22 protein-coding genes and 1 riboswitch are annotated in these 23,739 nt (G+C 50.4%); of the genes, 9 read left to right on the plus strand and 13 right to left on the minus strand.

The window, feature by feature from the left end; genetic code table 11:
• Positions 1–9: 9 nt before the first annotated feature.
• From H8J70_RS03420 to H8J70_RS03430, 3 genes are all read right to left on the minus strand, one after another.
• Entirely contained in the window at positions 10–534 is a 525-nt protein-coding gene (locus tag H8J70_RS03420) for a DUF4446 family protein (RefSeq protein WP_186502462.1), read from the minus strand.
• Positions 535–640: 106 nt separating this feature from the next.
• Positions 641–1,585, minus strand: a complete 945-nt coding sequence (locus tag H8J70_RS03425; protein WP_288298729.1) for a ParB/RepB/Spo0J family partition protein — start codon at positions 1,583–1,585, stop codon at positions 641–643.
• On the minus strand, positions 1,575–2,351 hold the full coding sequence (locus H8J70_RS03430; RefSeq protein ID WP_186502463.1) for a ParA family protein: 777 nt from the start codon (positions 2,349–2,351) through the stop codon (positions 1,575–1,577). Before H8J70_RS03430 ends, H8J70_RS03425 begins: the two co-directional genes overlap by 11 nt.
• Positions 2,352–2,531: 180 nt before the next feature.
• Between H8J70_RS03430 and H8J70_RS03435 the strand changes: the two genes are divergently transcribed.
• Positions 2,532–3,191, plus strand: coding sequence for a hypothetical protein (locus H8J70_RS03435; protein ID WP_222433562.1), 660 nt, complete (start codon positions 2,532–2,534; stop codon positions 3,189–3,191).
• Positions 3,192–3,336: 145 nt separating this feature from the next.
• On the opposite strand, the gene H8J70_RS03440 is transcribed toward H8J70_RS03435, so the two are convergent.
• On the minus strand, positions 3,337–4,620 hold the full coding sequence (locus H8J70_RS03440) for an adenylosuccinate synthase (RefSeq protein ID WP_186502465.1): 1,284 nt from the start codon (positions 4,618–4,620) through the stop codon (positions 3,337–3,339).
• A 251-nt stretch (positions 4,621–4,871) separates the two neighbouring features.
• Here H8J70_RS03440 and H8J70_RS03445 point away from each other — a divergent pair, with 251 nt between their 5' ends.
• From H8J70_RS03445 to H8J70_RS03470, 6 genes are all read left to right on the plus strand, one after another.
• Entirely contained in the window at positions 4,872–5,978 is a 1,107-nt protein-coding gene (locus H8J70_RS03445) for an oxidoreductase (protein ID WP_186502466.1), read from the plus strand.
• Positions 5,979–6,072: 94 nt separating this feature from the next.
• Positions 6,073–6,807: a hypothetical protein gene (locus tag H8J70_RS03450; RefSeq protein ID WP_186502467.1), complete on the plus strand. Its 735-nt coding sequence runs from the start codon at positions 6,073–6,075 to the stop codon at positions 6,805–6,807.
• Positions 6,764–7,195: a GerW family sporulation protein gene (locus H8J70_RS03455; RefSeq protein WP_186502468.1), complete on the plus strand. Its 432-nt coding sequence runs from the start codon at positions 6,764–6,766 to the stop codon at positions 7,193–7,195. Before H8J70_RS03450 ends, H8J70_RS03455 begins: the two co-directional genes overlap by 44 nt.
• Before the next feature lie 104 nt (positions 7,196–7,299).
• Positions 7,300–7,728 carry an OmpH/Skp family outer membrane protein gene (locus tag H8J70_RS03460; RefSeq protein WP_186502469.1) on the plus strand — a complete coding sequence of 143 codons (429 nt, stop codon included), beginning with the start codon at positions 7,300–7,302 and terminating at the stop codon, positions 7,726–7,728.
• Between the two features lie 333 nt (positions 7,729–8,061).
• Positions 8,062–8,424 carry a metal-sensing transcriptional repressor gene (locus H8J70_RS03465; protein WP_186502470.1) on the plus strand — a complete coding sequence of 121 codons (363 nt, stop codon included), beginning with the start codon at positions 8,062–8,064 and terminating at the stop codon, positions 8,422–8,424.
• Between the two features lie 9 nt (positions 8,425–8,433).
• The gene (locus H8J70_RS03470) at positions 8,434–11,712 is read left to right on the plus strand and encodes a heavy metal translocating P-type ATPase (RefSeq protein ID WP_246415252.1); all 3,279 of its coding nucleotides are present in this window, start codon (positions 8,434–8,436) and stop codon (positions 11,710–11,712) included.
• 67 nt (positions 11,713–11,779) lie between these two features.
• Here the strand turns inward: H8J70_RS03470 and H8J70_RS03480 are convergent, their stop codons facing one another.
• A complete protein-coding gene (locus H8J70_RS03480) occupies positions 11,780–12,058 on the minus strand; it encodes a DUF1294 domain-containing protein (protein WP_186502471.1) in 279 nt (92 codons plus the stop codon).
• A 245-nt stretch (positions 12,059–12,303) separates the two neighbouring features.
• Here H8J70_RS03480 and H8J70_RS03485 point away from each other — a divergent pair, with 245 nt between their 5' ends.
• Positions 12,304–13,719, plus strand: coding sequence for a sodium:solute symporter family protein (locus H8J70_RS03485; RefSeq protein ID WP_186502472.1), 1,416 nt, complete (start codon positions 12,304–12,306; stop codon positions 13,717–13,719).
• A gap of 159 nt (positions 13,720–13,878) precedes the next feature.
• On the opposite strand, the gene H8J70_RS03490 is transcribed toward H8J70_RS03485, so the two are convergent.
• Together H8J70_RS03490 and H8J70_RS03495 are read right to left on the minus strand one after the other, a co-directional pair.
• A complete protein-coding gene (locus H8J70_RS03490) occupies positions 13,879–15,000 on the minus strand; it encodes a sensor histidine kinase (RefSeq protein WP_186502473.1) in 1,122 nt (373 codons plus the stop codon).
• Positions 14,993–15,700 (minus strand): response regulator transcription factor, encoded by a 708-nt coding sequence (locus H8J70_RS03495; RefSeq protein WP_186502474.1) that lies wholly within the window; start codon positions 15,698–15,700, stop codon positions 14,993–14,995. Before H8J70_RS03495 ends, H8J70_RS03490 begins: the two co-directional genes overlap by 8 nt.
• A 366-nt stretch (positions 15,701–16,066) precedes the next feature.
• Between H8J70_RS03495 and H8J70_RS03500 the strand changes: the two genes are divergently transcribed.
• Complete coding sequence (locus H8J70_RS03500; RefSeq protein WP_186502475.1) at positions 16,067–17,476, plus strand: IS200/IS605 family accessory protein TnpB-related protein; 1,410 nt, start codon at positions 16,067–16,069, stop codon at positions 17,474–17,476.
• Between the two features lie 282 nt (positions 17,477–17,758).
• On the opposite strand, the gene H8J70_RS03505 is transcribed toward H8J70_RS03500, so the two are convergent.
• The 6 genes from H8J70_RS03505 to H8J70_RS03530 form a co-directional block, all read right to left on the minus strand.
• Positions 17,759–18,391: a DUF6803 family protein gene (locus H8J70_RS03505; RefSeq protein WP_186502476.1), complete on the minus strand. Its 633-nt coding sequence runs from the start codon at positions 18,389–18,391 to the stop codon at positions 17,759–17,761.
• Positions 18,392–18,422: 31 nt separating this feature from the next.
• Positions 18,423–18,779: a hypothetical protein gene (locus H8J70_RS03510; RefSeq protein WP_186502477.1), complete on the minus strand. Its 357-nt coding sequence runs from the start codon at positions 18,777–18,779 to the stop codon at positions 18,423–18,425.
• A gap of 149 nt (positions 18,780–18,928) precedes the next feature.
• Positions 18,929–20,182 (minus strand): NAD(P)-dependent malic enzyme, encoded by a 1,254-nt coding sequence (locus tag H8J70_RS03515; protein ID WP_186502478.1) that lies wholly within the window; start codon positions 20,180–20,182, stop codon positions 18,929–18,931.
• Positions 20,183–20,310: 128 nt separating this feature from the next.
• Positions 20,311–21,327, minus strand: a complete 1,017-nt coding sequence (locus H8J70_RS03520; protein WP_186502479.1) for a sirohydrochlorin cobaltochelatase — start codon at positions 21,325–21,327, stop codon at positions 20,311–20,313.
• 86 nt (positions 21,328–21,413) lie between these two features.
• A riboswitch (cobalamin riboswitch) is annotated at positions 21,414–21,587 on the minus strand.
• 141 nt (positions 21,588–21,728) lie between these two features.
• Positions 21,729–23,360 carry a phosphoenolpyruvate--protein phosphotransferase gene (gene ptsP, locus H8J70_RS03525; RefSeq protein ID WP_186502480.1) on the minus strand — a complete coding sequence of 544 codons (1,632 nt, stop codon included), beginning with the start codon at positions 23,358–23,360 and terminating at the stop codon, positions 21,729–21,731.
• A 66-nt stretch (positions 23,361–23,426) separates the two neighbouring features.
• The gene (locus tag H8J70_RS03530; protein ID WP_186502481.1) at positions 23,427–23,684 is read right to left on the minus strand and encodes an HPr family phosphocarrier protein; all 258 of its coding nucleotides are present in this window, start codon (positions 23,682–23,684) and stop codon (positions 23,427–23,429) included.
• Positions 23,685–23,739: the final 55 nt, after the last annotated feature.

The raw sequence follows: 23,739 nt of genomic DNA on the forward strand, positions 1-23,739 counted from the left end.
TCCCTTCTTTTAGTCCTTCTGGACAGTAGTCAGCTCGCCTGCATACTGTAACGCATTATCCAGGCTTTCTTTTTCTTCTTCGCTCATGCCGTAGAGACACTTGCCATCGACGATGGGCTTGGCAAAAATACGCGATTCATTCCGGCCATAGACGCTGGAGAGGCAAAAGCCATCATTTTTGCCATCGAGAACCGTAAAAGCAAAGCTCAGATTATTGCCAATATTATCAAAGGCGTTGTATTTGACAAAGCCTATCTTGCGAAAACAATGATTCTGTACCGCCAGAATGTCCTTTTGCGTCTTGTGGATCAATTCCATGGAATCCTGCAGCTCATGCAAGTGCGCCACATCCTCGCGCAGCTTGGCTTCCATACTTTTTCCCGTTTCGTCTTGCATAAAAAATTCATATTTTTTATTGAGCCTGCTCACGCGGCGATTGAGTATGCCAATATAAATGAGCAAAGCCAGCAGCAATACTGCTACCACACCGGCAATAATATAATAAAGCATCTGCCAGTCTAATCCGTAACCCATGTCTTTCCTCCTGCCGTAGTTCCCAACGTGCGTATCTGTTCGTAAAGTTCGTACCTTATATTACACAAAAGATAGGCAAAACACAACTGTTTTTCCTTAATTTTCATTAAATTGTAAAAGAAGACGGAGGCGTGTCGTCTGTTGCAGACGGTTCCTCTGTCAGCAAAGCCAGGAGGCGTTCAAATTCCGCTTCGGACGCAACGGCAATCTCGATTTTCCCCTTCTTGCGCTGCCGGTTAAAACGAATGGAGACATTTGTACCCAAATGCATTTTCAACCGGTCCTGCAGTGCTTCGAGATAGGCGTCGCCAGCAGGCCTTTCCTTTTTCTCTTTTTCTTGCAGCAGCCGTTGCACCAGCGCCTCACATTGCCGGGCCGAAAGCCCTTCCTTTACAATGTGTTCGGCTGCCTGCAGCTGCTGCGTCACATCCGGCAGCTGCAGGAGAGGCCGGGCCTGGCCAATCGAAAGCTGTCCGGCCCGCAAGAGCCGGGCAATATCAGCCGGCAGCTTGAGCAGGCGGAGCATATTGGCCACGTAGGGACGGCTGCGGCCTACCTTGGCGGCAGTTTCTTCCTGCGTGAGGCCGAACTTTTGCATGAGCATCTGATAGGCTTCGGCTTCTTCCATGGCATTCAGGTCTTCCCGCTGCAGGTTTTCAATGAGCGATACTTCGGCTGCCACGTCAGGCGTATAGCTTTTACACAAGACAGGCACTGTCGTCAGGCCTGCCTGTTTAGCTGCCCGCAAGCGCCGTTCCCCGGCGATCAGTTCATACGTGCCGTCGGCTTTTTTCTGCACGATCAAGGGCTGCACGAGGCCGTACTGGCGGATGGAATCAGCCAGCCGGTCCAGGGCCTGCTGGTCAAACGTCTGCCGTGCCTGATGCGGGCTGGCCTGAACGTAGTCAATGGGTACTTCAATGGGCATGCCGGGGCCGGCTTTTTCCACGGCTTTATCTGCTTCATCGAGATGTTTTTCTGTCAGGCCCAGGGCGCTTAACCGTTTCCCCAGGCCGCTGTTATTCCCGAGACCTTTTTTCCTAACCGACACGGCGAATCACCTCTCTGGCCAGTTTTCTATACACGTCTGCGCCACGGGAATGGCTATCATATATGGTGATAGGCTCACCGTGGCTGGGGGCCTCACCTAAGCGTACATTGCGGGGGATGAGCGTGTGAAAGACTTGCCCGCTAAAATACTTTTTCACTTCTTCCGCCACCTGGAGGGATAAGTTCGTACGGCCGTCAAACATGGTCAGGACGAGGCCGAGAAGCCGCAGCTGTTCGTTCATGCTGCTGCGTACCATTTCTACGGTCTGCATCAATTGGGCCAGCCCTTCCAGGGCATAAAATTCACACTGCACAGGAATCAGGACCTGATCTGCCGCTACGAGCGCGTTGATCGTCAACAGGCCCAAGGAGGGCGGACAATCGATGAGCACGAAGTCGTACGGCTTTTTTACACTATCTAAATACGCCTGTAATGCCTGCTTCAGCACCTGTTCCCGATGCTCCAGCGTTACCAGTTCGACAGCTGCCCCGGCCACATCCATCGTTGCCGGCATGAGAGACAGTTTTTTGACCGCTGTTTTCTGTACGACCTGTGCAAAAGGCACGTGCTCAATGAGGCAGTCGTATAAATTTCCTTCCAGATTTTCTTTATCAATACCCAGGCCGCTCGTCGCATTGCCCTGTGGATCCATATCAATCAACAACGTACGTTTGCCGTTGTCTGCCAGACAGGCACTTAAGTTGATACTCGTCGTCGTCTTGCCAACGCCGCCTTTCTGGTTTGTTACGGCAATAATATGAGCCAACGCAGCCACCTCATTTCAAAAATTTTCCTAAAGTCTATATTATAGTATAACATAGACATTTAGTGACAACTAGTAGTGATTCAAAGAAAACTTGGCCTAGCCACACCAGGTAAAACTTGCTATAATGAGTATACATTAGGACCGTGTTTTTCATACCGGCCCGGAAAAGAGGAGATGAACATGCCTACATATCAAGGAATGCTTAAACATATCGATGCCGATAAGGTACTCGAATTAGCTAAACAACGTACGGCTGATGCTGCTACGCCGGAACTGGCTACGGAAGTATGTAATACTGTCGTAAAGCTGGCTCATCCGGTCAGCGTATTCTATCAGTTCTTTTACGATAAAGATACTCACACGTTTCAGTGTAATGACCCCTTTGAAATTCAGGGCGAAACGATCCGCTCGTATCTGGAAACGACAGAAGTAGCCATCATCATGGCAGTCAGCCTGGGCAAGGAAGTGGAAGATGCTGCCGATGCACTCTTCCTGGAAAAAGATTTTACCAAAGGGATCCTCATGGACTCGGCCATTTCCGTCGCTACGGAACAGATGGTAGGCCAGCTGTGCAGCTACATCGATTCGCTCGGTGCTCCGGAAGATTACAAAATCGTCTGGCGCGTAACTCCCGGCTACGGGGATACGCCGCAGCGGCAGAGCGTAACGCTCGCGCGGGCCGTACAGGCTTCGCAGATCGGCATTACCATTACGCCGACCAACATGCTCATTCCCCGCAAGGCAGTAACTGCCGTAGTGGGTATGAATCATGTAGGCGAAGGCGGTTGCAGCGCCTCGGGCTGCAGCAGCTGTTCCCATAATTGTCACGAAGAAGAATAAGATTTCACTAGCAAAAGAAGATAAACGAAAAGCAGGCTCCGTGAACAGAGCCTGCTTTTCGTTTTATATCGTTATGGTGAAAACCTAAAATAGCAAGAGAAAGGCACACATACCGTCTCCGTGACGGGCATGGAGCCCTGCGGCATTAGAAAATATCGTGGAGGATGATCGTCTGACTGCGGTTCGGACCGACAGAAACGATTCCCAGCGGTACTTCAACGAGTTCACTAATGCGTTCTACATAATGACGGGCTGCTTCCGGCAGTTCATCATAGGACTGGCAGCCGGAAATATCCGTTTTCCAGCCGGGCATTTCTTCATATACCGGTTCGACATGTTCGAGTACATCCAGGCTGGCCGGGTATTCCTGCAGAAGCTGGCCCTGGTATTTATAGCCCGTGCAGATTTTGATCGTATCCAGGCCATCGAGAATATCCAGGCGCGTAATGGCCAGGTAGTCCAGGCTGTTGACCATGGCGGCATACTTAACAACGGCTGTATCCAGCCAGCCGCAGCGGCGGGGACGGCCCGTAACGGTGCCAAATTCGTGGCCGGTCTGACGCAGGAATTCGCCTACTTCATTGTTCTGTTCAGCCGGGAAGGGGCCAGCGCCGACACGGGTCGTATAGGCTTTGACGACACCGACAATATTTTCCATACGGCGCGGACCTACGCCGGAACCGGTGCAGGCACCGCCTGCCGTTGGGTTCGAGCTCGTACAGAACGGGTACGTGCCATGATCGATATCGAGCATCGTTGCCTGGGCGCCTTCAAAGAGGACCTTTTTGCCCTGCTTAATGTACAGGTTGGCCGAGTAGTTCGTATCCTTGACGTACTGGCGGATCTGGTCGGCATAGCCCAGGTATTCTGCCAGCATGGCATCGTAATCAAAGCCCTGGCAGCCATAATATGTTTCGAAAAGACGATTTTTCAGCGTTAAATTGATGCGCAGTTTTTCAGCAAAAGTATCTTTATCCATGAGGTCGCCAATGCGGATCCCTACACGGTTGATCTTATCGGCATAACAAGGACCGATGCCGTTTTTGGTCGTACCGATTTTTGCATTGCCCTTGAGTTTTTCATCTTCTTCATCAATCCGTTCATGATACGGCATGATGACGTGGGCACGCGTAGAAATTTCCAGCTGGCTGACGGTTACTCCTTTTTCTTTCATACCGGAAAGCTCTTCCAGGAGAACCTTCGGATTTACGACGACACCGCTGCCAATGATGCACGTTTTATCAGAGAACAAGATTCCCGACGGCAGAAGGCGCAATGCAAAGGAACGGTCATCTACTACTACCGTATGGCCTGCATTATTGCCGCCTTGCGAGCGGATTACAACGTCTGCTTTTTGTGCCAGATAGTCTACGATTTTTCCCTTGCCTTCATCACCCCATTGGGTGCCTAATACCATTGCTGTTGCCATTGCTTCAACATCCCTTCGTAAGTTACAGATTAAGAAAACATGACAGACATCACTATCTGTCTGTTTTTTAACGTACTTATATATTATACACGATATTTTTAAAAATTCCTATTAGAAACGAATAAAAATCGCGCCCGGACCGGGGAAAGTGAAAGGCCTAGTCACATATCTTTTTTTAGTCTATAATAGAATAATATGTGGAAATACCCTTTCTGCATAGTAACAGATTACAAATTCAAGGAGAGATCTTCATGTTATTTGATGCATGTACCATAGGCGGCATTGACGCTCGCTGCCGCATTGTCCGTTCAGCCACCTTCGAAGGGATGGCCGATGCCCAGGGACAGCCGACAGAAAAGCTCGCCTCTATATACAAAAACCTGGCCGCAGGCGGTACAGGCGTTATGATTACCGGCATGATTGCAGCTTCCAAATTGGAACCGCATCAGCACAACCAGATACTGCTTGACGATGACCGCTGCATTGCCCCCTTGGCAGACCTTATTACGCAGGTCCATGACCGGGGCGGAAAAATCGTAGCCCAGATTGTTATCATGGGCTCTGCCATTATGGTGCCGGAAGGAGAAAACAGGTTGATCGTCAGCCCCAGTGGCGTTCCTGACCAGCTGGGACGGGAAAAGCAAGCCTCCACCGCGTTGAGCGAAGGGCAAATCCGCCAGCTCGTCGCGGATGCCGGCCAGGCTGCCCGCCGGGCCAAGGCTGCCGGTTTTGACGGCGTCCAGTTCCACGGTGCCCACGGCTATTTGGCCAGCAAATTTCTGACCCCCTTTTATAATACGCGTACCGATGCCTACGGCGGCAGCCTGGAAAACCGGGCCCGCTTCCTGCGTGAATGTATTGCCGAAATCCGCAAACAAACCGGTGCAGATTACCCCATATGGGTAAAATTAAATTGCAGTGACTTCATGAAAGAAGGCGGCCTGGAAGCAGAAGAAAGCCTGCAAGTCATGAAATGGCTTGCGGAAGACGGTGTCCAGGCCATTGAAGTCAGTGGCGGCAATACGTCGTCCCTGCCCCGCAAGGGTCCCATCCGGGCCATCCGCCGCACGAAGGAACCCATGTACTTCGCTGCCTACGCCAAGGCGGCCGCAGCAGCCCTTAAAGGCAAAACGGATGTCGGTGTCGTTGGCGGCTGGCGTGCTGCCAGTGATATGGAAGAGGCCTTAGCGACATCAGATCTGTCCTTTATTTCTCTGTGCCGGCCGTTATTGCGGCAGCCCGATCTGCCCAATCTCTGGCGCAACGGCAGTACGGAGCCGGCAACCTGCATTTCTTGTAATCGCTGTTTCCGCGATACCGACGTAGACTGTATTTTCCATGAACAGGCAGAAGCCTGATCTGTCCTATTACAAAGAGGATTTCTTCCTGTTATAGCGAATACATTATCATAACGGAACAGTTCCGTATACTATTGGAAAAGGGAGGCGTGCCATGCTCTTCATCATCTTACTATCGCTGCTTATGATGGTCCTTGCCTTGCTTCTCTTTATCCCTTGTACGTATACGGTTCGCATAGAAATACGTGCGCCTTTCCGCTTATATTGCCGGGTTTCCTGGTTACAGCATGGCTTGTACTGGTCCTGGGATTACACCTTTGGCCAACGGCCGCAAAGAGAGCTGTACCTGGGCTGGCATGCCTGGCCGCCGCAAGCGGCGCCGGCAGAGGCAAACGCAGAAGCGGATCCGGTTCCGGACGCTGCCCTTTCCGATGACCTGCTAAGGGAGGTTCTGTCGGATGCAGACACACGGCAGGCCGGGGCAGACGAAGAGGCAGGCTGGTGGCGGCCCTACCTTATATCAGAGGAATTTCTGGTAGCCTGCTTACAGCTTATCCGCCGGGTGCTGCACCATTCCCGCATCCGCCGCTTTACCTTAGAAGGCACGCTGGGCCTGCCCCAGCCACATCAGACAGGTATGACTGCCGGCTTTCTCTACACGGTGGCGCCCCGGCAGGCAGCTACGCTGCAGTTCAATTTTCTCGAAGAAATATATGACTGTGAAGCGGTCCTGGCCGGCACGATATACCCGGGGGCCCTCGTCCTATACGCAGCAGTCTTTATGACTACACGCCCGCTCCGCAAGCTTCTGCGGGCCATCTTACAACGAAGAAGGGATACGGATCATGGACAAAAACGAATTAAAAAACAACCTGGAAACGATATTTGAAAACTTCCGTGAGATGATTAAGGTGGAAACCGTCGTCGGCCAGGCCGTACACATTGGCGACGCCATTCTCGTCCCCTTTGTCGATATTACCTTCGGCTTTGGTACCGGCTGCGGTGGCGGCCAGGGCGAAGTGAGCCGGCGAAGCAGCGGCGGTGGCGGTGGTGGCGGCGGTGCAAAGATGGAACCGACAGCCGTATTAGTCATTAAAGGGGACCGCGTAGAAATGTTTTCCATCAAAAAAGGCGGCTATCAGGCTTCCGCCTTTGAAAAGCTGCTGACCATGGCACCGGAAATTATCGATAAACTGAAAAAAGATAAATATATTTATATTAAAGACGATGACGAAACGACAACGGCCGGGCCGGCAGATAACAACAAAGAATCGTAATTGTCACAGTACAGTTACAAACGTTGTACTTTCCGTTTTATTTTGCTATAATAGGGAAACAGCAAGAAACCCTTAATATTTGCGATTTACAGGAGGAATATATAATGAAATTGAAAAAACAATTGGCTTCCCTCGCCGTAGTAGGGATGATGAGCATTGTTGCTGCGTCTTCTGCTTTTGCTGCTGGCGTAGGCTACGTCAATTTCGACACCCTCGTTCAGGCACATAAAGATTTCCCGAAGGTAAGTGCACAGATGCAGTCTGCCATCAAGAGCGCAAATGAAGAATTCTCTAAAAAGGCTCCTACACTGAAAACCGATCAGGAACGACAGGAATTAGGCCGTCAGCTGGCACAAAACCTGAGCAAGCTGGAAAACAGCCTGATTGTCCCGATTGAAAAAGATGTAGTCGCAAATGTAGAAAAAGTACGTCAGCAGAAGAACCTGGACTGCATCGTAGCCCAGGGCGCTATCATCGCCGGTGCCGATAATGCACAGGACGAAACACAGGCCGTTGAACAGCTGCTCAAATAATACCGTACTTCATACGTCCGGAATCCATCCCCGTTTGGCCAAGAGCCAGACGGGGATTTTTTATGGCCTTTCCGTGTCACGCAGGAACCTTCTGTGTGACGTTTTATTTTTCTTTTATATTTTTCTCTCTTTCATTTTTCTCTCTTTCCTGGAAAAACGGGGAAAGGTATAGTTTCTTTATATAGAGTATCTCTATATCTTATTGGTTTGTAAATGATACTTTTTCTCATGTTTTTATATTGAAAATAAATTGCAAATTCCTTGACATATACCCCCTTAGGGTATATGATGTGTGCAGATACCGGTGGGAGGTATAGTAAGGAGGTGTACGTGATGGAAGAGAAGGAAAAAGAAAAAGCACTGGAAGTAGAAAAAGAAGCAGAAGTGAAGACGGCTTGCTGTTGCCCCACTGGCAAAAGCAAGCACCGCGATAAAGAGGGCAAGGAGTATAAAAGCCTCATTTGCCGTTTAAACCGTATTGAAGGGCAAATCCGTGGTATCCGCAATATGGTCGAGAATGACCGCTATTGCGTCGATATACTGATGCAGGTCAGTGCCGTTCAGTCGGCGCTCAATGCCTTTAATAAAGAACTCCTGGCCCAGCACATCAACGGCTGCGTCATCCGCGATATACGGGCAGGCAAAGACGAAGTTGTCGATGAACTGGTAACGATGTTACAAAAATTGATGAAGTAGGTGAGATATATGAAGCATGAAAAGTACGCCGTCACCGGCATGAGCTGCTCTGCCTGCTCAAGCCGTGTAGAAAAGGCCGTTTCTAAGCTCGACGGTATGGATAAGGCCAGCGTCAACCTGCTGACCAACAGCATGCAGGTCGATTACGATGAAGCAAAGCTATCGAGCAAGGATATTATCAATGCCGTCGTCGACGCCGGTTATGGTGCATCTGTAGCCGGTGGCAGTACGCAAAAGAGCAACGCAGCCCCGGCGCCCAGTCCGTCTGACATGGCAAAAAAAGCCATGGAGGCTATGAAGAAACGCCTCATTTGGTCTATTGTATTCCTTATTCCCGTCATGTACCTGGCTATGCATCATATGCTGCTGGAATGGTTTGGTATTCCTGTACCGGACATCATTACCAATACCTTCCACGGTGATGCCAACGCCATTACCTTAGGGTTTGCTGAATTTCTCCTCGTTTTGCCCATTATGTACTTGAACCGGGCCTATTATACCAAAGGCTTTCGCACGCTCTTCGAAGGTGCGCCCAATATGGACAGCCTGGTCGCCATGGGTTCTATGGCCGCCGCTGCCTACGGTGTCTTTGCCATCTTCCGCATGAGCTGGGGCATGGGCCACGGCGATTGGGCCCTCGTTGCCACGTACAGTACGAATTTGTACTTTGAATCAGCCGGTATGATCGTCACGCTCATCGATATCGGCAAATATCTGGAAGCCCGCGCCAAGGGCAAGACCAGTACGGCCATTGAAAAGCTCATGGATTTGGCGCCAAAACAGGCGACAGTCCTGCGTGACGGCGTAGAAACAGTCGTCCCTGTAGAAGAACTGGTCGTCGGCGATGAAATCGTCGTCCGCCCCGGTGAAAGTATTCCTGCTGACGGCGTCATCAGCGAAGGTACGACCAGCATCGATGAAGCCGCCATTACGGGCGAAAGCATTCCTGTAGAAAAACAGGCCGGTGACCCTGTCACGTCGGCAACGCTCAACAAAACGGGCTTTATCCACATGACAGCCCGCCGCGTCGGCGCCGATACGACCATCAGCCAGATCATCCAGCTCGTCGATGAAGCCAACTCCAGTAAGGCGCCTATTTCCAAAATGGCCGATAAAATCGCGGGCATCTTCGTACCGGCCGTCATTACCATCGCCGTCATTGCCGGCTTGGTCTGGTATTTCCTCTTAGGTGCCGACATGGAATTCGCCTTCTCGACAGCCATTTCCATTCTCGTCATTTCCTGCCCCTGCGCCTTGGGCCTGGCTACACCGGTAGCTATCATGGTCGGTACCGGTAAAGGTGCTGAAAACGGCATCCTTATCAAGTCCGGGGAAGCCTTGGAAACAGCCCACGACGTAGATACAGTCGTTATGGACAAGACCGGTACCATTACAGAAGGTCATCCGCAGGTGACGGACATCTGGGTACAGCGGGGTACAGAAGAAGAACTCCTGGCCCTGGCAGCCGGCCTGGAACAGGGGAGCGAGCATCCCTTAGCCGAAGCCATTACGACATACGCAGCGGGCCGGCAGATCCGGCCTGTCGTGATTTCTGATTTTAAAGCACTCTTTGGCCGCGGCATTCAGGGCGTCGTAAATGGCAAGCTGTACTTTGCCGGCAATACGCGGCTCCTCGAAGAAAAGGGCCTCTCTGCCGCTGCCATTACGGACCAGCTGAACCGCTTTGCCGATGACGGCAAGACGCCCCTTATCTTCGCTGATCACAGCGGCGTTATCGGTATTATCGCCGCTGCCGACGTCGAAAAGGAAAACAGCGCCGCCGCCATTTCCCTCTTTCACCAGATGGGCATCCATGTTATTATGCTCACAGGGGACAACCAGCGTACAGCCGAAGCCATCCGCAAACGGCTGCATATCCCGCAAGTCATTGCCGGTGTGCTGCCTCAGGATAAAGAACGTCATATAGCGGCGCTGCAGGCTGAAGGCCATAAGGTCGCCATGATCGGTGACGGCATCAACGATGCGCCTGCCCTGGCCAAAGCCGACCTGGGTATCGCCATCGGGGCCGGTACGGACGTAGCGATTGAAAGCGCCGATGCCGTCCTCATGCGCAACGACCTCCTCGACGCGGTCAGCGCCGTACGGCTGAGCAAGGCCGTTATTAAAAACATTAAAGAAAACCTCTTCTGGGCGTTTTTCTACAACGTCATTTGTATTCCCTTGGCAGCCGGTGTTCTTTATCCGGCCTTTGGCATCCGCCTCAATCCGATGATCGGCGCTGCTGCCATGAGCCTGAGCAGTTTCTGCGTCTGCATGAACGCCTTGCGTTTGCGCTTTTTTAAGCCCTCTGCCGCTCCTTCAGGACATATGTATCAAGACACGCCCGTTACGGCCGTTACAGCGGCTTCTAGCGCGATTACGCCTTTTACGGCCGAAACAGCCGCTTCTTCCGATGCGTCTGCCCTCCCTGAAGAACACTACACGCTGCACGTAGAAGGCATGACCTGCAGCCATTGCACGGCTACCGTCACCAAGGCCTTACAGGCCATGCCCGGCGTCACAGACGTACAGGTCAGCCTGGAAGACAAAACTGCTATGGTCACCAGTACGTCCGCTATCCCGGTAGAAGACTTTGAAAAGGTCATTACCGCTGCAGGCTACACCTTAGTTCCGGCAGCAGCGCCGGAACACTATACACTGCACATTGAAGGCATGATGTGCGGCCATTGCACGGCTACCGTCACCAAGGCCTTACAGGCCATGCCCGGCGTCACAGACGTACAGGTCAGCCTGGAAGACAAAACCGCTGTGGTCACCAGTACGTCCGCTATCCCGGCAGAAGACTTTGAAAAGGTCATTACCGCTGCGGGCTACACCTTAGTTCCGGCAGCAGCGCCGGAACACTATACACTGCACATTGAAGGCATGATGTGCGGCCATTGCACGGCTACCGTCACCAAGGCCTTACAGGCTATGCCCGGCGTCACAGACGTACAGGTCAGCCTGGAAGACAAAACCGCTGTGGTCACCAGTACCTCTGACATCCCGGCAGGAGATTTTGAAAAGGTCATTACTGCTGCAGGATATACATTAGTTCAAGGAAAGGAAGAATCAACGAACATGAAAACAACACTGAAAATCGAAGGCATGATGTGCCAGCACTGCCAGAAACATGTACATGAAGCATTGGCTGCCATGGATGGCGTAACAGCTGTCAGCGTAGACTTGGAAGGGAAAAAAGCAGAAGTAGAAACAAATCGCGAAATCCCGACTGCCGAATTTGCCAAAGTAATTGCCGACGCCGGCTACGAACTCGTTACCGCCTAAAAGGGGCTGCACAGAAAAAGGGCCTGCACTGAACTCACTTCAGTGCAGGCCCTTTTTCACGTTTCCCTTAGAAAATACCCATGCGGATGAGCACGACGAGCTGCAACGCATACACCAGAAGGATGCCGTATTTAAACTTCCAGTCCTTCTTCTTGTGCGTAAAAATATAAATACCAAAGTAAGCCCCCATAGAGCCGCCGGCAACAGCTAAGGCCAAGAGACCGCCGTCCGGCACAAGTTTCCGGCCGCCTTCTACATAATGCTTGTCCAGCCCATACACGATAAAGGCTAAGACGTTGATGATCGCCAAATACCACCATACGTAGGTTACATATATTGCTTCCATATCCGACTCCTTCTCCCAGTACGACACGCGTGTATTTTTCTATATTGTACCATAAAGAGGCCGTTTCTCCCATGTCACGTCCAGAAAAGAGCAGAGCCGATGGCCGGCGGCAAAAGAAAAATATAAAAAAAAGCCTATAATGATTGATTTTTTCTCTATATTGGCATACAATAGTCTCGTAAACGTTACTATTGTTGCGACAGATGAAACACTAGTTGTTAAAATAAAAGAGGGGGAGGTTCATCATGTCCATCCAATTAGCCATTGTCATTCTATACATTTTATTGCTTTTCGCCATATCTTTTTACGTCAAACGCCGGGCCAGTCAAAACCCGACGGAATACCTGTTTGCAGGCCGCCAGTTCTCAACCGGCCTCGTCGCCGTCAGTATTACCGGCATGGCCGTCGGTGCCGCATCTACTGTAGGCGTAGCTGAAAGTGCCACCAAAATCGGCTTGGCCGCCGGCTGGTACAACGCCGCCTGGGCCATTGGTGCCATCGTCATGGGCCTCGTCGCTGCCGGCAAATACCGCTCCCTGGAATGTACGACCATTCCGGAGCTCTTTGAACGGAGCTACGATAAAAAAGCACGTGTCATCAGCGTTATCGGCTTATCCCTGATCATGATCTGTATTACATCCCTGCAATATGTTGCCGGCGGCTCTATCCTGCACGCCCTGATGCCGGATATTTTCTCGTTCCACGCCGGGATGATCGTCAGCGCCGTCGTCTTCATTGGCATTACGGCCATTGGCGGTCTTTGGTCCAGCGGTCTTTCCAACGTCTTAAGTGTTGCCGTCATTTATATCGGCATTGTCTACTCGATGATCCGCATTCTCATGCGTGATGGCGGCATTTCTGCTATCAACGCGGCCTTGCCACAGGCAGACTTCGGCTGGTTCGATCCCTTTGGCGGCCTCACGGCAGCCATGCTGCTCGGCTGGATTATCGTCATGACCACCCAGGCCATTACCGCCCAGGGACCGGTACAAATTGCCTGCGGTGCCAAAAACGCCCACGCTGCCCGTAAGGGCTTCATCCTCGGCGGGTTCCTCATTTTTCCGATCGGCTTCATTTCCGCCGTTCTCGGCTTAGCCGCCAAAGCCCAGTTCCCCGATTTAAATCCGACCATGGCCTTGCCGCAAATCATCATGAGCCTCGATCCGTTTTCCTCCGGTATGACCTTAGCTGCCCTGTGGGCTGCTGACGTATCGACAGCCTGCACGATTCTCCTCGGCGCCGGTACACTCATTGCCCAGGATATTTACAAGCGGTTTATGAACCCGGGTATTTCAGAACACTCGTACGTACGGGCAAACCGCCTGATTATCCTCTTCGTTGGTTTAGGCACCCTCTGGCTGGCCTTTAACGCCGTCGGGATTGTCAAGGTCATGCTCATCGGCCTCTCCCTGACAACGGCCTTTACCTTGGTTTTCCTGGCTACCATGTTCTGTCCGTCCCTGTGCCGTAAAAACACAGCCTTCTGGACGACCCTGGTTGGTATTGTCGGCCTCTTCGCCTGGCAGTTTTTCCCGGAAATCCATTTCCTGCCTCACGTCATTTACTTCGAATGGCTGATCTGCATCATTACGCTTCTCGTCGTCCGCCTGGTCGATAAGACGCCGATTCAGCCACCGCAGGTAAAGGCCCAGGCAAAATAAACGTATCTGCAACGGTCCTGACCCACACCACGTCAGGGCCGTATTTTTTTCTCTGCAGCGGCGCTGCCTTTGTTTCACGTGAAACAAAAAACAACATATCCATCTGACAAACGAAGAACCTCCCGTATGTTTCACGTGAAACATACGGGAGGTTCTTTATCATGCAGCAGGAAAGGTAATCGTAAAAACCGTTCCTTTGCCGACTTCACTAGCAGCCTGTATCGTGCCCCCCTGGCTAAGGACAAACTGCCGCGCCAGAGCCAGGCCAATACCACTGCCACCGCTTTTCCGGTTACGTGATTTTTCGGCCCTGTAGAAGCATTCAAAAATATGCTCAAGATCTTCCTTTTCTATACCAGGCCCTGTATCGGCAATCTGCAAGCGCACCTGACGCTTGCCTGCCGCTTCTTCCAGACAGGTGGTAATCGTAATATCGGCCGCCTCCGGCGTGTAGCGGATAGCATTATTCAAAATATTGTAAATCACCTGATTGGTCCGGTCCTTATCGAGCTGTAAGAGTGGCACTGCGTCATCTAAGTGTACGGTCACATGGAGATTCTTTTCATCAAAGAGCGGCTGCAGCATACCTGCCGCCCGGGTGAGGAGAAGATTGAGATCGACGTCACTCTTGTGGAGGACCAGCTCGTTTACTTCTGCCAGGGACAGGTCCCGCAAGTCTTGGACCAGGCGGTTCAGGCGCAGGATTTCATCTTCCATAGAAAGAAAATGTTCTTTATCTGCCGGAATAACGTCATCGATCATGCCTTCCAGATTCCCCTGCATGATGGCTAAGGGCGTCCGCAGCTCGTGGGCAATACTGGCAAAGAGCTGCCGCCGCATTGTATCGTTATATTCCAGCTTACGGGACATATCATTAAAGGTATCGGCCAGCATGCCTACCTCGTCATTCCGGTCTACCCTGACGGTTTGGCCAAAGGAGCCTTCGGCTATGTCATGGACGGCGTCCGTCAATTTTCGCAACGGTTTGACAAAACTGCGTACGAAAAGCCAGCTCACGAAGACACTGATGCAAATCATAACGGAACCAACCCAAAAGAGAGACTGGTGCACAGACGACAGGTATATATTTTCCGGTGAATTGTGCATCATCATACCGTGCATCCCCATGGGCATACCACCCATGGCATGGGTGTACAAATAATTGGAAAAATGCGTATCCATCTGGTAATTCACCAAAAAGAGAAGCGTACCGATAGTAGCCGCAAAGAGCAGGAAAATGATACCGGTCAGGCGAAAAACCATACTATTGTATTTATTCACGGTGATGTGCGCCTCCATCGAATTTATAGCCAATACCATAGACGGTCAGGATATATTCCGGATGGGCCGGATCGCGCTCCAGTTTCTTGCGCAGATTACGAATGTGCGTGTCAATAGTCCGTTCATAGCCTTCAAAGCCATAGCCGCCCTGAGTACGTTCCATGAGCTGCATACGGCTAAAAACACGGCCCGGCGAAGACGTCAATACTTCGAGCAGGTTAAATTCCGTTGGCGTCAGGCATATGGGCTCACCTGCACGGAGGACCGTATATTGGTCTTTATCGATGACCAAATCGGCAATTTCATAACGGGCTACATGCTGAATGACTTCGCCACGGGCCCGGCGCAAGAGGCTGTACACACGGGCAATGACTTCCTTCATATGGAAGGGCTTGGTAATATAATCGTCACCACCCATATTGAGCCCGACAAGACGGTCCGTTTCATCATCCTTGGCCGTCAGAAAAATAATAGGAATATCACTAAAGGAACGGATACGGCGGCACACTTCAAAACCGTCCATACCAGGCAGCATGAGATCGAGGAGCATGATCTGAGGTGTTTGCGTACGCACCGTATGGATCGCCGCAGCGCCATCCGTTGCCGTATAGACAATAAATTTCTCCTGTTCAAAATACGAGCGAAGCAAAGAACAAAGTTTTTCGTCGTCGTCGACGATGAGGATCGAATTTGTAATCAAAGGCTTACCCTCCTGCCATTTATAGCATCATATCTGTATTGTATCACGCCATGCGGGGAGAGGGTAGTTAGCAGTTTCTATAAACAGCGTATAATCATTTAATAAATACATGATTGTACGCTGTTGTATTTTATTTGATAAACAAAATAATATCAGTTATAATAATAAAAGAAAACAAATGAGATGCTAACTTATATATAAAAGTGAATTCACAGAACCTGCCTACAAAGCGGAATAATTACGTTAAACAAGGGAATTTGCCTATCAAATGAACAGAAAAAGGTAGACGAATCGTGGTTTGTAAAGAGTTACCTGCGTAATTAGATTTATTTTAATCTCTAATGGATGAGAAAGAAGATGAGGAGAATGATTGCTTCTAAAACGTATACCATTGAAACTCGGCTCAATCAAAGAGAAAATGCCGGGTTAATCGAATATGTAAAAGAGTATCATCTCCTCTATGGCAAGATGCTGCGTTTTACATGGCATCGGTATAACAATGGTGGCAGGTTCTCTGTAAAGAAAAGCGCGTTTAATACCATTTTGCAAAACCGCTTTCATGTGAATAAGCGTCTGGCCAATTCAGTTATTTCTGAAGTAGAAGGGTTATATAAAGCTCTGTATCAACTAAAATGGTATGAGTTTAGCCAGCTGAGTCGTAAAATAAAAAAGCTTGATAAAAAGCGAAAGAAGCTTTGCGAAAAAGTAGCCGCATTAAAGGAAAGGTCCCGAAACAATCAATTATCTCCTTCCGCCTTAACCTATTATCGCCAGCAGAAAGAAAAAATCTTTTATACCAATCAAAAGCTGAATAAACTAAAGCAGAAACAAGCCAATTTGTTGAAAGAGATTCAAAGCAAGGATTTACATCTATGCTTTGGTTCAAAGAAACTGTTTCGGGCCCAATATCATCTGGCAGAAAACAAGCTGACGAGTCATGCAATCTGGTTAGACCGTTTTCGTAAGCAAAGAGATAACCGGTCTTTATATATCGGCTCAAAAGACGAACATCGTTGCAACCAGATTGTACAATTAACACCCATGGTACATACAAGCAAAGGGAATCGCTTCGCTATTCAATTACGAAAAAATACAAAAAACCGTGCATATGTTTATGGAACTTGTATCTTTTCCTACCTGAGCGGGCTGCTTGCCAAAACGATTATTAAGCAAGACCACGGCATCAGCTATCGCATCGTCTTTCGCGGCAATGCCTGTTACCTGCAAGCCATGGTAACGCTTGATAGGGATACCGACGATTGTAAAACGAGAAAGACCTATGGAACAATCGGTTTGGACTATAACGACGGGTTCATCGAATTAGCCGAAACCAATGACACGGGAAATCTCGTCAGTCTAAAACACTATCGGTTACAGTATCATGGTACGGGAAAGAAAGCAGAATCCGAAATCCGTGAAGTCACCTCTCACATCGTAAATTATGCAATATCTGTGGGCAAAGACATCGTCATCGAAGAGTTAGATTTTCGCAAAGCAAAATCGGAGACAGCTACAGCAAAGTCTGATCAGGGCAGGGCATACAACAAAATGATTCATGCCTTCGATTATTCCAGGTACAAGAAAACGTTTGAAAATTGTTGTTATAGACGAAATGTTCATGTAATTCAAGTCAATCCTGCTTACACAAGCAAGATTGCCAAACAAAAATATTGCGACAGAAAGAAATTGACAATTCACCAGGGAGCAAGATATGTCATTGCCCGTAAAGGGCAAGGCTTTGTTGATAAAAATATAAAGCAAAAGAAATCCGCATAACCAAACACTCCCGTTAAGAAAGAACTACTTCCAAGAGATGGTAGTCCTTGTACTTAACGGGAGCTTAAAACAGACATCTACGATCCTATTTTGTTGTGCCACTTAGCAATAAGAGAAACTAAATATGATTGTCGGAAAACCATGAGCGTACCGTAACGCTCGAAATCCTCAGGACGTTGTCTACCCTATTTTGTATGATTTTATTTTACGGTAGGTTTCCATGTTTCACGTGAAACAAATCCCCCATGCCGTAGCATGGGGGAGAAAAGAGAAAAGCAGAAATTATTTGTTAGCATCGGAGCTCTGCTGATTCATATTCATATTTTGCTGATTGTTCATCTGCTGATCATTCATTTGGTGATGCATGTGCTGATGATCCATCGGCTGATTGCTCATATCATGGTTCATCTGTCCGTTTTGCATGTTCATCTGCATGTTCATGGTCTGCTGCGGCGGTACATAGCCGGCGAGCTGCGGATCAGCCATGCCGAAGACCATGGCCATGTGGGTAAAGAAGATGAAGAGAATCATGAGCAGTGTGTGACGCTTCAAGCGTTTTTCTACATCGGCATTCTTGCAAACAACGCCCAATTCGAAGAGGATAAGCAGTACTGCCGGAATAATAGCCAAAACGTAGCTCCATACGGCAATGTAGTCAATAGGACCACGCCATTGAATGGTCGGCATGTACGAAATGACAATGTAGCCGGCGGCAAAGATGAAGAAAACGCCCAAGATGAGACTGGCTGCATGACTTAACGAATCCCAGCGGGCACTGCGTGCGTCGCCATCAATCAGGGAAATCACACCGGCAGCCAAAATGGTTTCTGCCAAAACCATCGGTACCAGCATAAAAAGGATCAAAAACCAAGGCTGATGGAGTGAAAGGAGCTCCATATAATGAGTCATTACCATAACTAGTTCCTCCTATATATGTACAATATCATTACCGCTGAGCCGCAAGGCCACGACAGCCACGCGGACCGGCACAGGTGTAGCCATTCTGGTTAGAAGACGCTGTGTCCCCGTTTCCCGTCGTAGCCGCCGTGCCCGTATAGCAATTCTGCGGTCCCTGGCAGTACGTACCTGCTGCCGGAGCCGGACAATCCTGCGGTCCCTGGCAATAGGCTGACGCATTCACATTACTTGTATTGCCATAGCAGTCCTGTGGCCCCTGGCAATATGTGCCATACCCGTTTTGTGCCTCATTCTGTGCACCTGCAGTGGGGGCTGCAGCAAAAACAGAGAAGCTGGCAACAGCCGCGATAGCGGCCAAACCTAGGGCAAGTGTTCGTCTCATCATGTCTACCTCCTTTTACTTTTGTCTATGCCTATAGTATAGTAAAGGCATGCGAAAAAGTTGTGAAGATATTATGAAGATATTGTGAAGATACAAAAATTCCCGCCTTGTTTCACGTGAAACAAGGCGGGAATTTTACATCTGCAAAGAGCTTAGCCGTGCAGTTTGTCGATCATCGCGTGCAGTTCTGCAATTTGCGTGGCTGCTTCCTGACGAATTTCTTCAGGATCGCGTTCAATACGGGCCGAGCCTGATTCCATAGCGGCCTTGGCTACCGCAGCTGCCACAGCCGGTGCTACGCGTTCATCAAAGGCATCGGGAATCACGTACTCTTCCTGTAATTCCGCATCACTAATGAGGCCGGCAATGGCGTAGGCCGCAGCAATCTTCATATCTTCGTTGATATGGCGGGCCCGTACAGCCAGGGCACCGCGGAAAATGCCCGGGAAGACCAAGACGTTGTTGATCTGGTTCGGAGAATCCGAACGGCCTGTACCGACGACGCGGGCACCGGCGGCCTTGGCAGATTCATAATCCGTTTCCGGAATGGGGTTAGCCATAGCAAAGACGATGGCATCCGCATTCATGGAGCGGATAATTTCTTTTGTAAAGATATGGGGTGCCGAAACGCCGAGGAGCAAATCAGCGCCTTTTACGACGTCAGCTAAGGTGCCCTGTACGTGTTCCTTGTTAGTCAGGCTGGCCAGTTCAGCCTGTACGCTATTGAGGCCTTCCATGCCTTCATATAAAGCACCAAAGCGATCTACCATGATGACCTGTTCCGCTCCGGCGCGAACGAGGAGGCGGCCAATAGACGCACCGGCAGCACCGGCACCGTTGATGACAATCTTAGCCGTTGCCAGCTTTTTGCCTACGACACGCAGGGCACCGATAACGCCGGCGAGAGCCGCAATAGCCGTGCCGTGCTGGTCATCGTGGAAAACGGGGATATCCATTTCCTTTTTCAGTGTCGTTTCTATTTCATAGCATTTAGGTGAAGAAATATCTTCCAGATTAATGCCGGCAAACGACGGCTGGAGCATTTTTACCGTTTCAATGAATTTTTGCGGATCCTTCGTATCCAAGCAGATGGGTACAGCATTGACGCCGCCAAAGACTTTGAATAGGATGGATTTCCCTTCCATAACCGGCATGGCCGCTTCAGGACCAATGTCGCCCAAGCCCAGTACACGCGTACCATCGGAAACGACGGCAATCATATTGCCACGACAGGTCAAGTCGAAGGATAAATCCTTATCCTTCACAATTTCCCGGCACGGCTGGGCTACACCCGGCGTATAGAGCGTACTCAAATCATCCCGCGTCTTCAGGACAGCCCGGGGGAGCGTTTCAATGATACCTTTTTTACCACGTCGTACAGCCATAGCGGCTTCGTCAAAATTCATATCCTCACCTCATCATCTAATCTGGAGACTGATACATAGCACAGCCTTTTTTCTATACACCGTTATCTTATACTGATTTTTACAGTAAGTCAAAGGATTTTACCTGCCAGCCCCTTTAGGCCCGTCAGTTATACAGTTTCTCCTGTCAGTGCCGCCCAGGCTTCATTGGCCCGTTCGACAAACATCTTCCGGACAGCCGCATTTTCTCCCAGGCCATGGATGTACACGCTGACAGAAAAACCGGCCTTTTCGAGCAGCGTCTTATGCGAATCGTCTGCCGTACCGGCCATGTCATTGTTGGCGTGGTCGCCGGCGACGAGCATCATCGGCATGAGCAGGACCTCCCTAATGCCCCGGGCCTTGAGCAGGGGTATAATTTCCCCAAGTGCCGGCCAGCCTTCGACGGAATAGACATAGACCCGGTCCAGACCAGCCTGGTTCAGGCGGTGCTGGACGACGGCATAATAGGCATTGGCCGGATGGAGCGTACCGTGGGCCATGACCAGGATGGCTTTATTTTCCCCTAGGGCCGCCGGGGGAAATTGCGTCGCAAAGGCCCGGGCAAATTCGGCTACATCGTCACGCTGCCCTTCTTGGCCCATCCAATAGAGAAGGGGCGTACCTAAGGTCATCTTCTTAAAATTGGCCTTATATAAATCGAAAATGGCCGTCATATAACTATATTCCATGCCGGGAATGATATCGAGAGAAGCCAGGGCTACGCGCGTACAGCCAGCCGTCAGGAGTTCTTCCAGAGCCTGTTCCGGTGTAGGTATGACACGGCCTTCCTTAGCCCGGATCCGGTCGATGATGATATGGGACGTAAATGCCAAGGCCACACGGGTATCCCTGTGGGCAGCCTGAATAGCCGCGACAGTCGCATTGATGTTCAGGCGGCGGCTTTCCGCATAGGTCGTACCGAAGCTGACAATAAGGAGGGCGTCGACGTTCTCCCTGTGGGCGAGCTCCGGATTTTCATAGGTCCGTACGCCAATGGCTGCAGCCTGGCGCAAGGCCGGCGTCGGGTCCTTGACGGCCGGATGCAGCCGATACGACGCCTTGGCCGGCACACCCGTATAGGCACCACAGCCGGTGATCCCCATAATAGAACATAGACATACACGTTTCCATAGCTTACGAAACATACCACTGTCACTCCTTCAAAATAATTCCTGAAGACGGCAGAGCAGGCGCTGAAAAAACATCATCCACTCCCTATGGCTCGCAGGTTCGTTGATTACACAATCAGGCAGTTCTTCTGGCTCGGCATCATCACTACGCTGCGCCTTCCCATACTTCTGTGTACAGTGGCATTTAGCAGCCTCGCTCCACCTTACAGCGGCGGCACCGCGCCGGCTTACCCGGCTTCTCTTTTAAGCAAAGCACCTGATTGAAAGAAAAGTACTTTGACTGTACCATAGACACTACGGCCTGTCAAATATGCTGAAAAATCTATTTTTTCCAGAATGTTTCACGTGAAACAAGCAGGGTGTTTCTAAAAAGACGCCCTGCCCAAAGGCAGAGCGTCTTCATAAATAAATCCGTCTTATTTGCTTAAGTCGAGGGAGCGTACTGTATCCCGCAAGGGAAGGACTGACTGAGGGCTCACAGACAGCTCGTCTACGCCCATGCGCAGGAACGTTTCCGTCAGGCTCAGGTCTGCACCGAGTTCGCCGCAAATCCCTACCCAGATGCCGGCCTGGTGGCCATTGGCAATGGTCTGGCCGATGAGACGCAGAACAGCCGGATGGTGCGCATCAAAGAACGAATCCAGCTGGGTCTGCTGCCGGTCGATGGCCAGTGTATACTGGGTCAGATCATTGGAGCCAATACTGAAGAAATCGACTTCCTTGGCCAGGTCGTCACTCATAATAGCCGCTGCCGGCGTTTCAATCATGATGCCGATTTCCATGTCCTTATCATAGGCAATCCTCCGGCGATCCAGATCCTGGCGCACTTCCTGCAACAGTTCCTTAGCCCGCCGTATTTCCTTGACCGAAATGATCATGGGGAACATGACGGCAATCTTGCCAAAGGCCGAAGCCCGGCACAAGGCCCGGAGCTGGGTCTTGAAGAGTTCCGGACGGGTCAGGCAAATACGGATTGCCCGCATGCCCAGGGCCGGGTTTTCTTCTTCTGCCAGATTAAAATAATCGACTTTCTTATCGGCACCAATATCGAGGGTCCGGATGACAACCTTTTTGCCGGGCAGGGCCTGGACCGTCTTTTTATATGCTTCAAACTGTTCCTCTTCCGTCGGATAGTCCGTCCGGCCCAGGTAGAGGAATTCACTGCGGAAGAGGCCAATGCCTTCGGCATCGTTAGCCAGTACCTGCGGCAGGTTATCCGGATTGCCAATGTTGGCAAAGATTTCTACGGCCTTGCCGTCCTTGGTTGCCGAAGGCAGGCCGCGGACCAATTCCAGCCGCTTACGGCGATCCTTTTCTTCCTTTTGCGCCTGCTGCATCCGGGCGAGCGTTTCCGCGTCGGGATTAATGTAGACCGTACCGGTCGTACCATCGACAATAGCCAACAGGCCATCTACGTCCTGATGGAGCTGTGTCCCCGTATTGACGATGGCCGCAATGCCCAGCGTCCGGGCCAGAATAGCCGTGTGGGAATTGGCACTGCCACCGGAGGTAATAAAGCCTAAAATTTTATCCGTATCGAGCTGCATCGTTTCACTGGGAGCCAGATCGTCGGCAGCGATAATCACTTCATCGTATTTACTGAAATCAATCCCCTGGCCGCCGCACAATTCCTGTTCTACCCGGCGGGATATGTCCAGTACATCTGCAGCCCGGGCCTGCATATACGCATCATCCATTTCCCGGAACATGGTGGCAAACTGCTGAGCCGTATTTTCGACAGCTGCTTCGGCATTGCACTGTTTTTCTTCGATCTGGCCGACGATGGAATCGATGTAATCGTCGTCTTCGAGCATCATCTGATGTACTTCAAATACAGCTGCCTGTTCTTCACCGACTTTTGCCAGGGCCTTTTCATACAGGGCCTGGAGCTGGCGGATTGCCGCTTCCCGGGCTGCCTGGAAACGGTCGATTTCGGCTGCTACATCTTCGATTTTACGTTCTGCCGTAGAAATAGTATTGCGATGAAACAGTGCCAGCGGCCCAATGGTAATGCCCGTATTGACACTTTTTCCTTTGAGTACTAACATGGAGAACCTCCTTTGAAAGACAGGGGAGAATCGCCCTGGCAATTCTCCCCATACTATGGTGATAACTTAGAAATTTTCCTTCAAGAAGGCTTCCATAGCGGCAGCAGCAGCGTCTTCATCAGCACCTTGTGCCTGAACGGTTACGGTTTCACCCTGTTTAACGCCTAAGCCCATGACGGTAAAAATCTTTTTCAGATCGCCTTTTTTGGTACCCTTTAAGATGGTCAGGGTAGCCGCATATTTTTTGGCTTCTTTTACGAGCAGTCCTGCCGGACGAGCGTGAATACCTTGGGGATCCGTAATAGTAAACGTAAATTCTTTCATGATAGTTCCTCCTTTAAGTGTGATGATACGTATATATATAGTGTACGTTACGTAC

Origin of the sequence: Megasphaera hominis (assembly GCF_014269395.1) — a bacterium.
In the GTDB taxonomy this organism is placed as follows: Bacteria; Bacillota; Negativicutes; order Veillonellales; family Megasphaeraceae; genus Megasphaera; species Megasphaera hominis.

What these genes read in the sequence shown, in the direction of transcription:
- H8J70_RS03420 (WP_186502462.1), bottom strand. Translation starts at nt 534, where the DNA reads ATGGGTTACGGATTAGACTGGCAGATGCTTTATTATATTATTGCCGGT.
- H8J70_RS03435 (WP_222433562.1), top strand. Translation starts at nt 2,532, where the DNA reads ATGCCTACATATCAAGGAATGCTTAAACATATCGATGCCGATAAGGTA.
- H8J70_RS03440 (WP_186502465.1), bottom strand. Translation starts at nt 4,620, where the DNA reads ATGGCAACAGCAATGGTATTAGGCACCCAATGGGGTGATGAAGGCAAG.
- H8J70_RS03445 (WP_186502466.1), top strand. Translation starts at nt 4,872, where the DNA reads ATGTTATTTGATGCATGTACCATAGGCGGCATTGACGCTCGCTGCCGC.
- H8J70_RS03450 (WP_186502467.1), top strand. Translation starts at nt 6,073, where the DNA reads ATGCTCTTCATCATCTTACTATCGCTGCTTATGATGGTCCTTGCCTTG.
- H8J70_RS03455 (WP_186502468.1), top strand. Translation starts at nt 6,764, where the DNA reads ATGGACAAAAACGAATTAAAAAACAACCTGGAAACGATATTTGAAAAC.
- H8J70_RS03460 (WP_186502469.1), top strand. Translation starts at nt 7,300, where the DNA reads ATGAAATTGAAAAAACAATTGGCTTCCCTCGCCGTAGTAGGGATGATG.
- H8J70_RS03465 (WP_186502470.1), top strand. Translation starts at nt 8,062, where the DNA reads ATGGAAGAGAAGGAAAAAGAAAAAGCACTGGAAGTAGAAAAAGAAGCA.
- H8J70_RS03470 (WP_246415252.1), top strand. Translation starts at nt 8,434, where the DNA reads ATGAAGCATGAAAAGTACGCCGTCACCGGCATGAGCTGCTCTGCCTGC.
- H8J70_RS03480 (WP_186502471.1), bottom strand. Translation starts at nt 12,058, where the DNA reads ATGGAAGCAATATATGTAACCTACGTATGGTGGTATTTGGCGATCATC.
- H8J70_RS03485 (WP_186502472.1), top strand. Translation starts at nt 12,304, where the DNA reads ATGTCCATCCAATTAGCCATTGTCATTCTATACATTTTATTGCTTTTC.
- H8J70_RS03500 (WP_186502475.1), top strand. Translation starts at nt 16,067, where the DNA reads ATGATTGCTTCTAAAACGTATACCATTGAAACTCGGCTCAATCAAAGA.
- H8J70_RS03505 (WP_186502476.1), bottom strand. Translation starts at nt 18,391, where the DNA reads ATGGTAATGACTCATTATATGGAGCTCCTTTCACTCCATCAGCCTTGG.
- H8J70_RS03510 (WP_186502477.1), bottom strand. Translation starts at nt 18,779, where the DNA reads ATGATGAGACGAACACTTGCCCTAGGTTTGGCCGCTATCGCGGCTGTT.
- H8J70_RS03515 (WP_186502478.1), bottom strand. Translation starts at nt 20,182, where the DNA reads ATGAATTTTGACGAAGCCGCTATGGCTGTACGACGTGGTAAAAAAGGT.
- H8J70_RS03520 (WP_186502479.1), bottom strand. Translation starts at nt 21,327, where the DNA reads ATGTTTCGTAAGCTATGGAAACGTGTATGTCTATGTTCTATTATGGGG.
- ptsP (WP_186502480.1), bottom strand. Translation starts at nt 23,360, where the DNA reads ATGTTAGTACTCAAAGGAAAAAGTGTCAATACGGGCATTACCATTGGG.
- H8J70_RS03530 (WP_186502481.1), bottom strand. Translation starts at nt 23,684, where the DNA reads ATGAAAGAATTTACGTTTACTATTACGGATCCCCAAGGTATTCACGCT.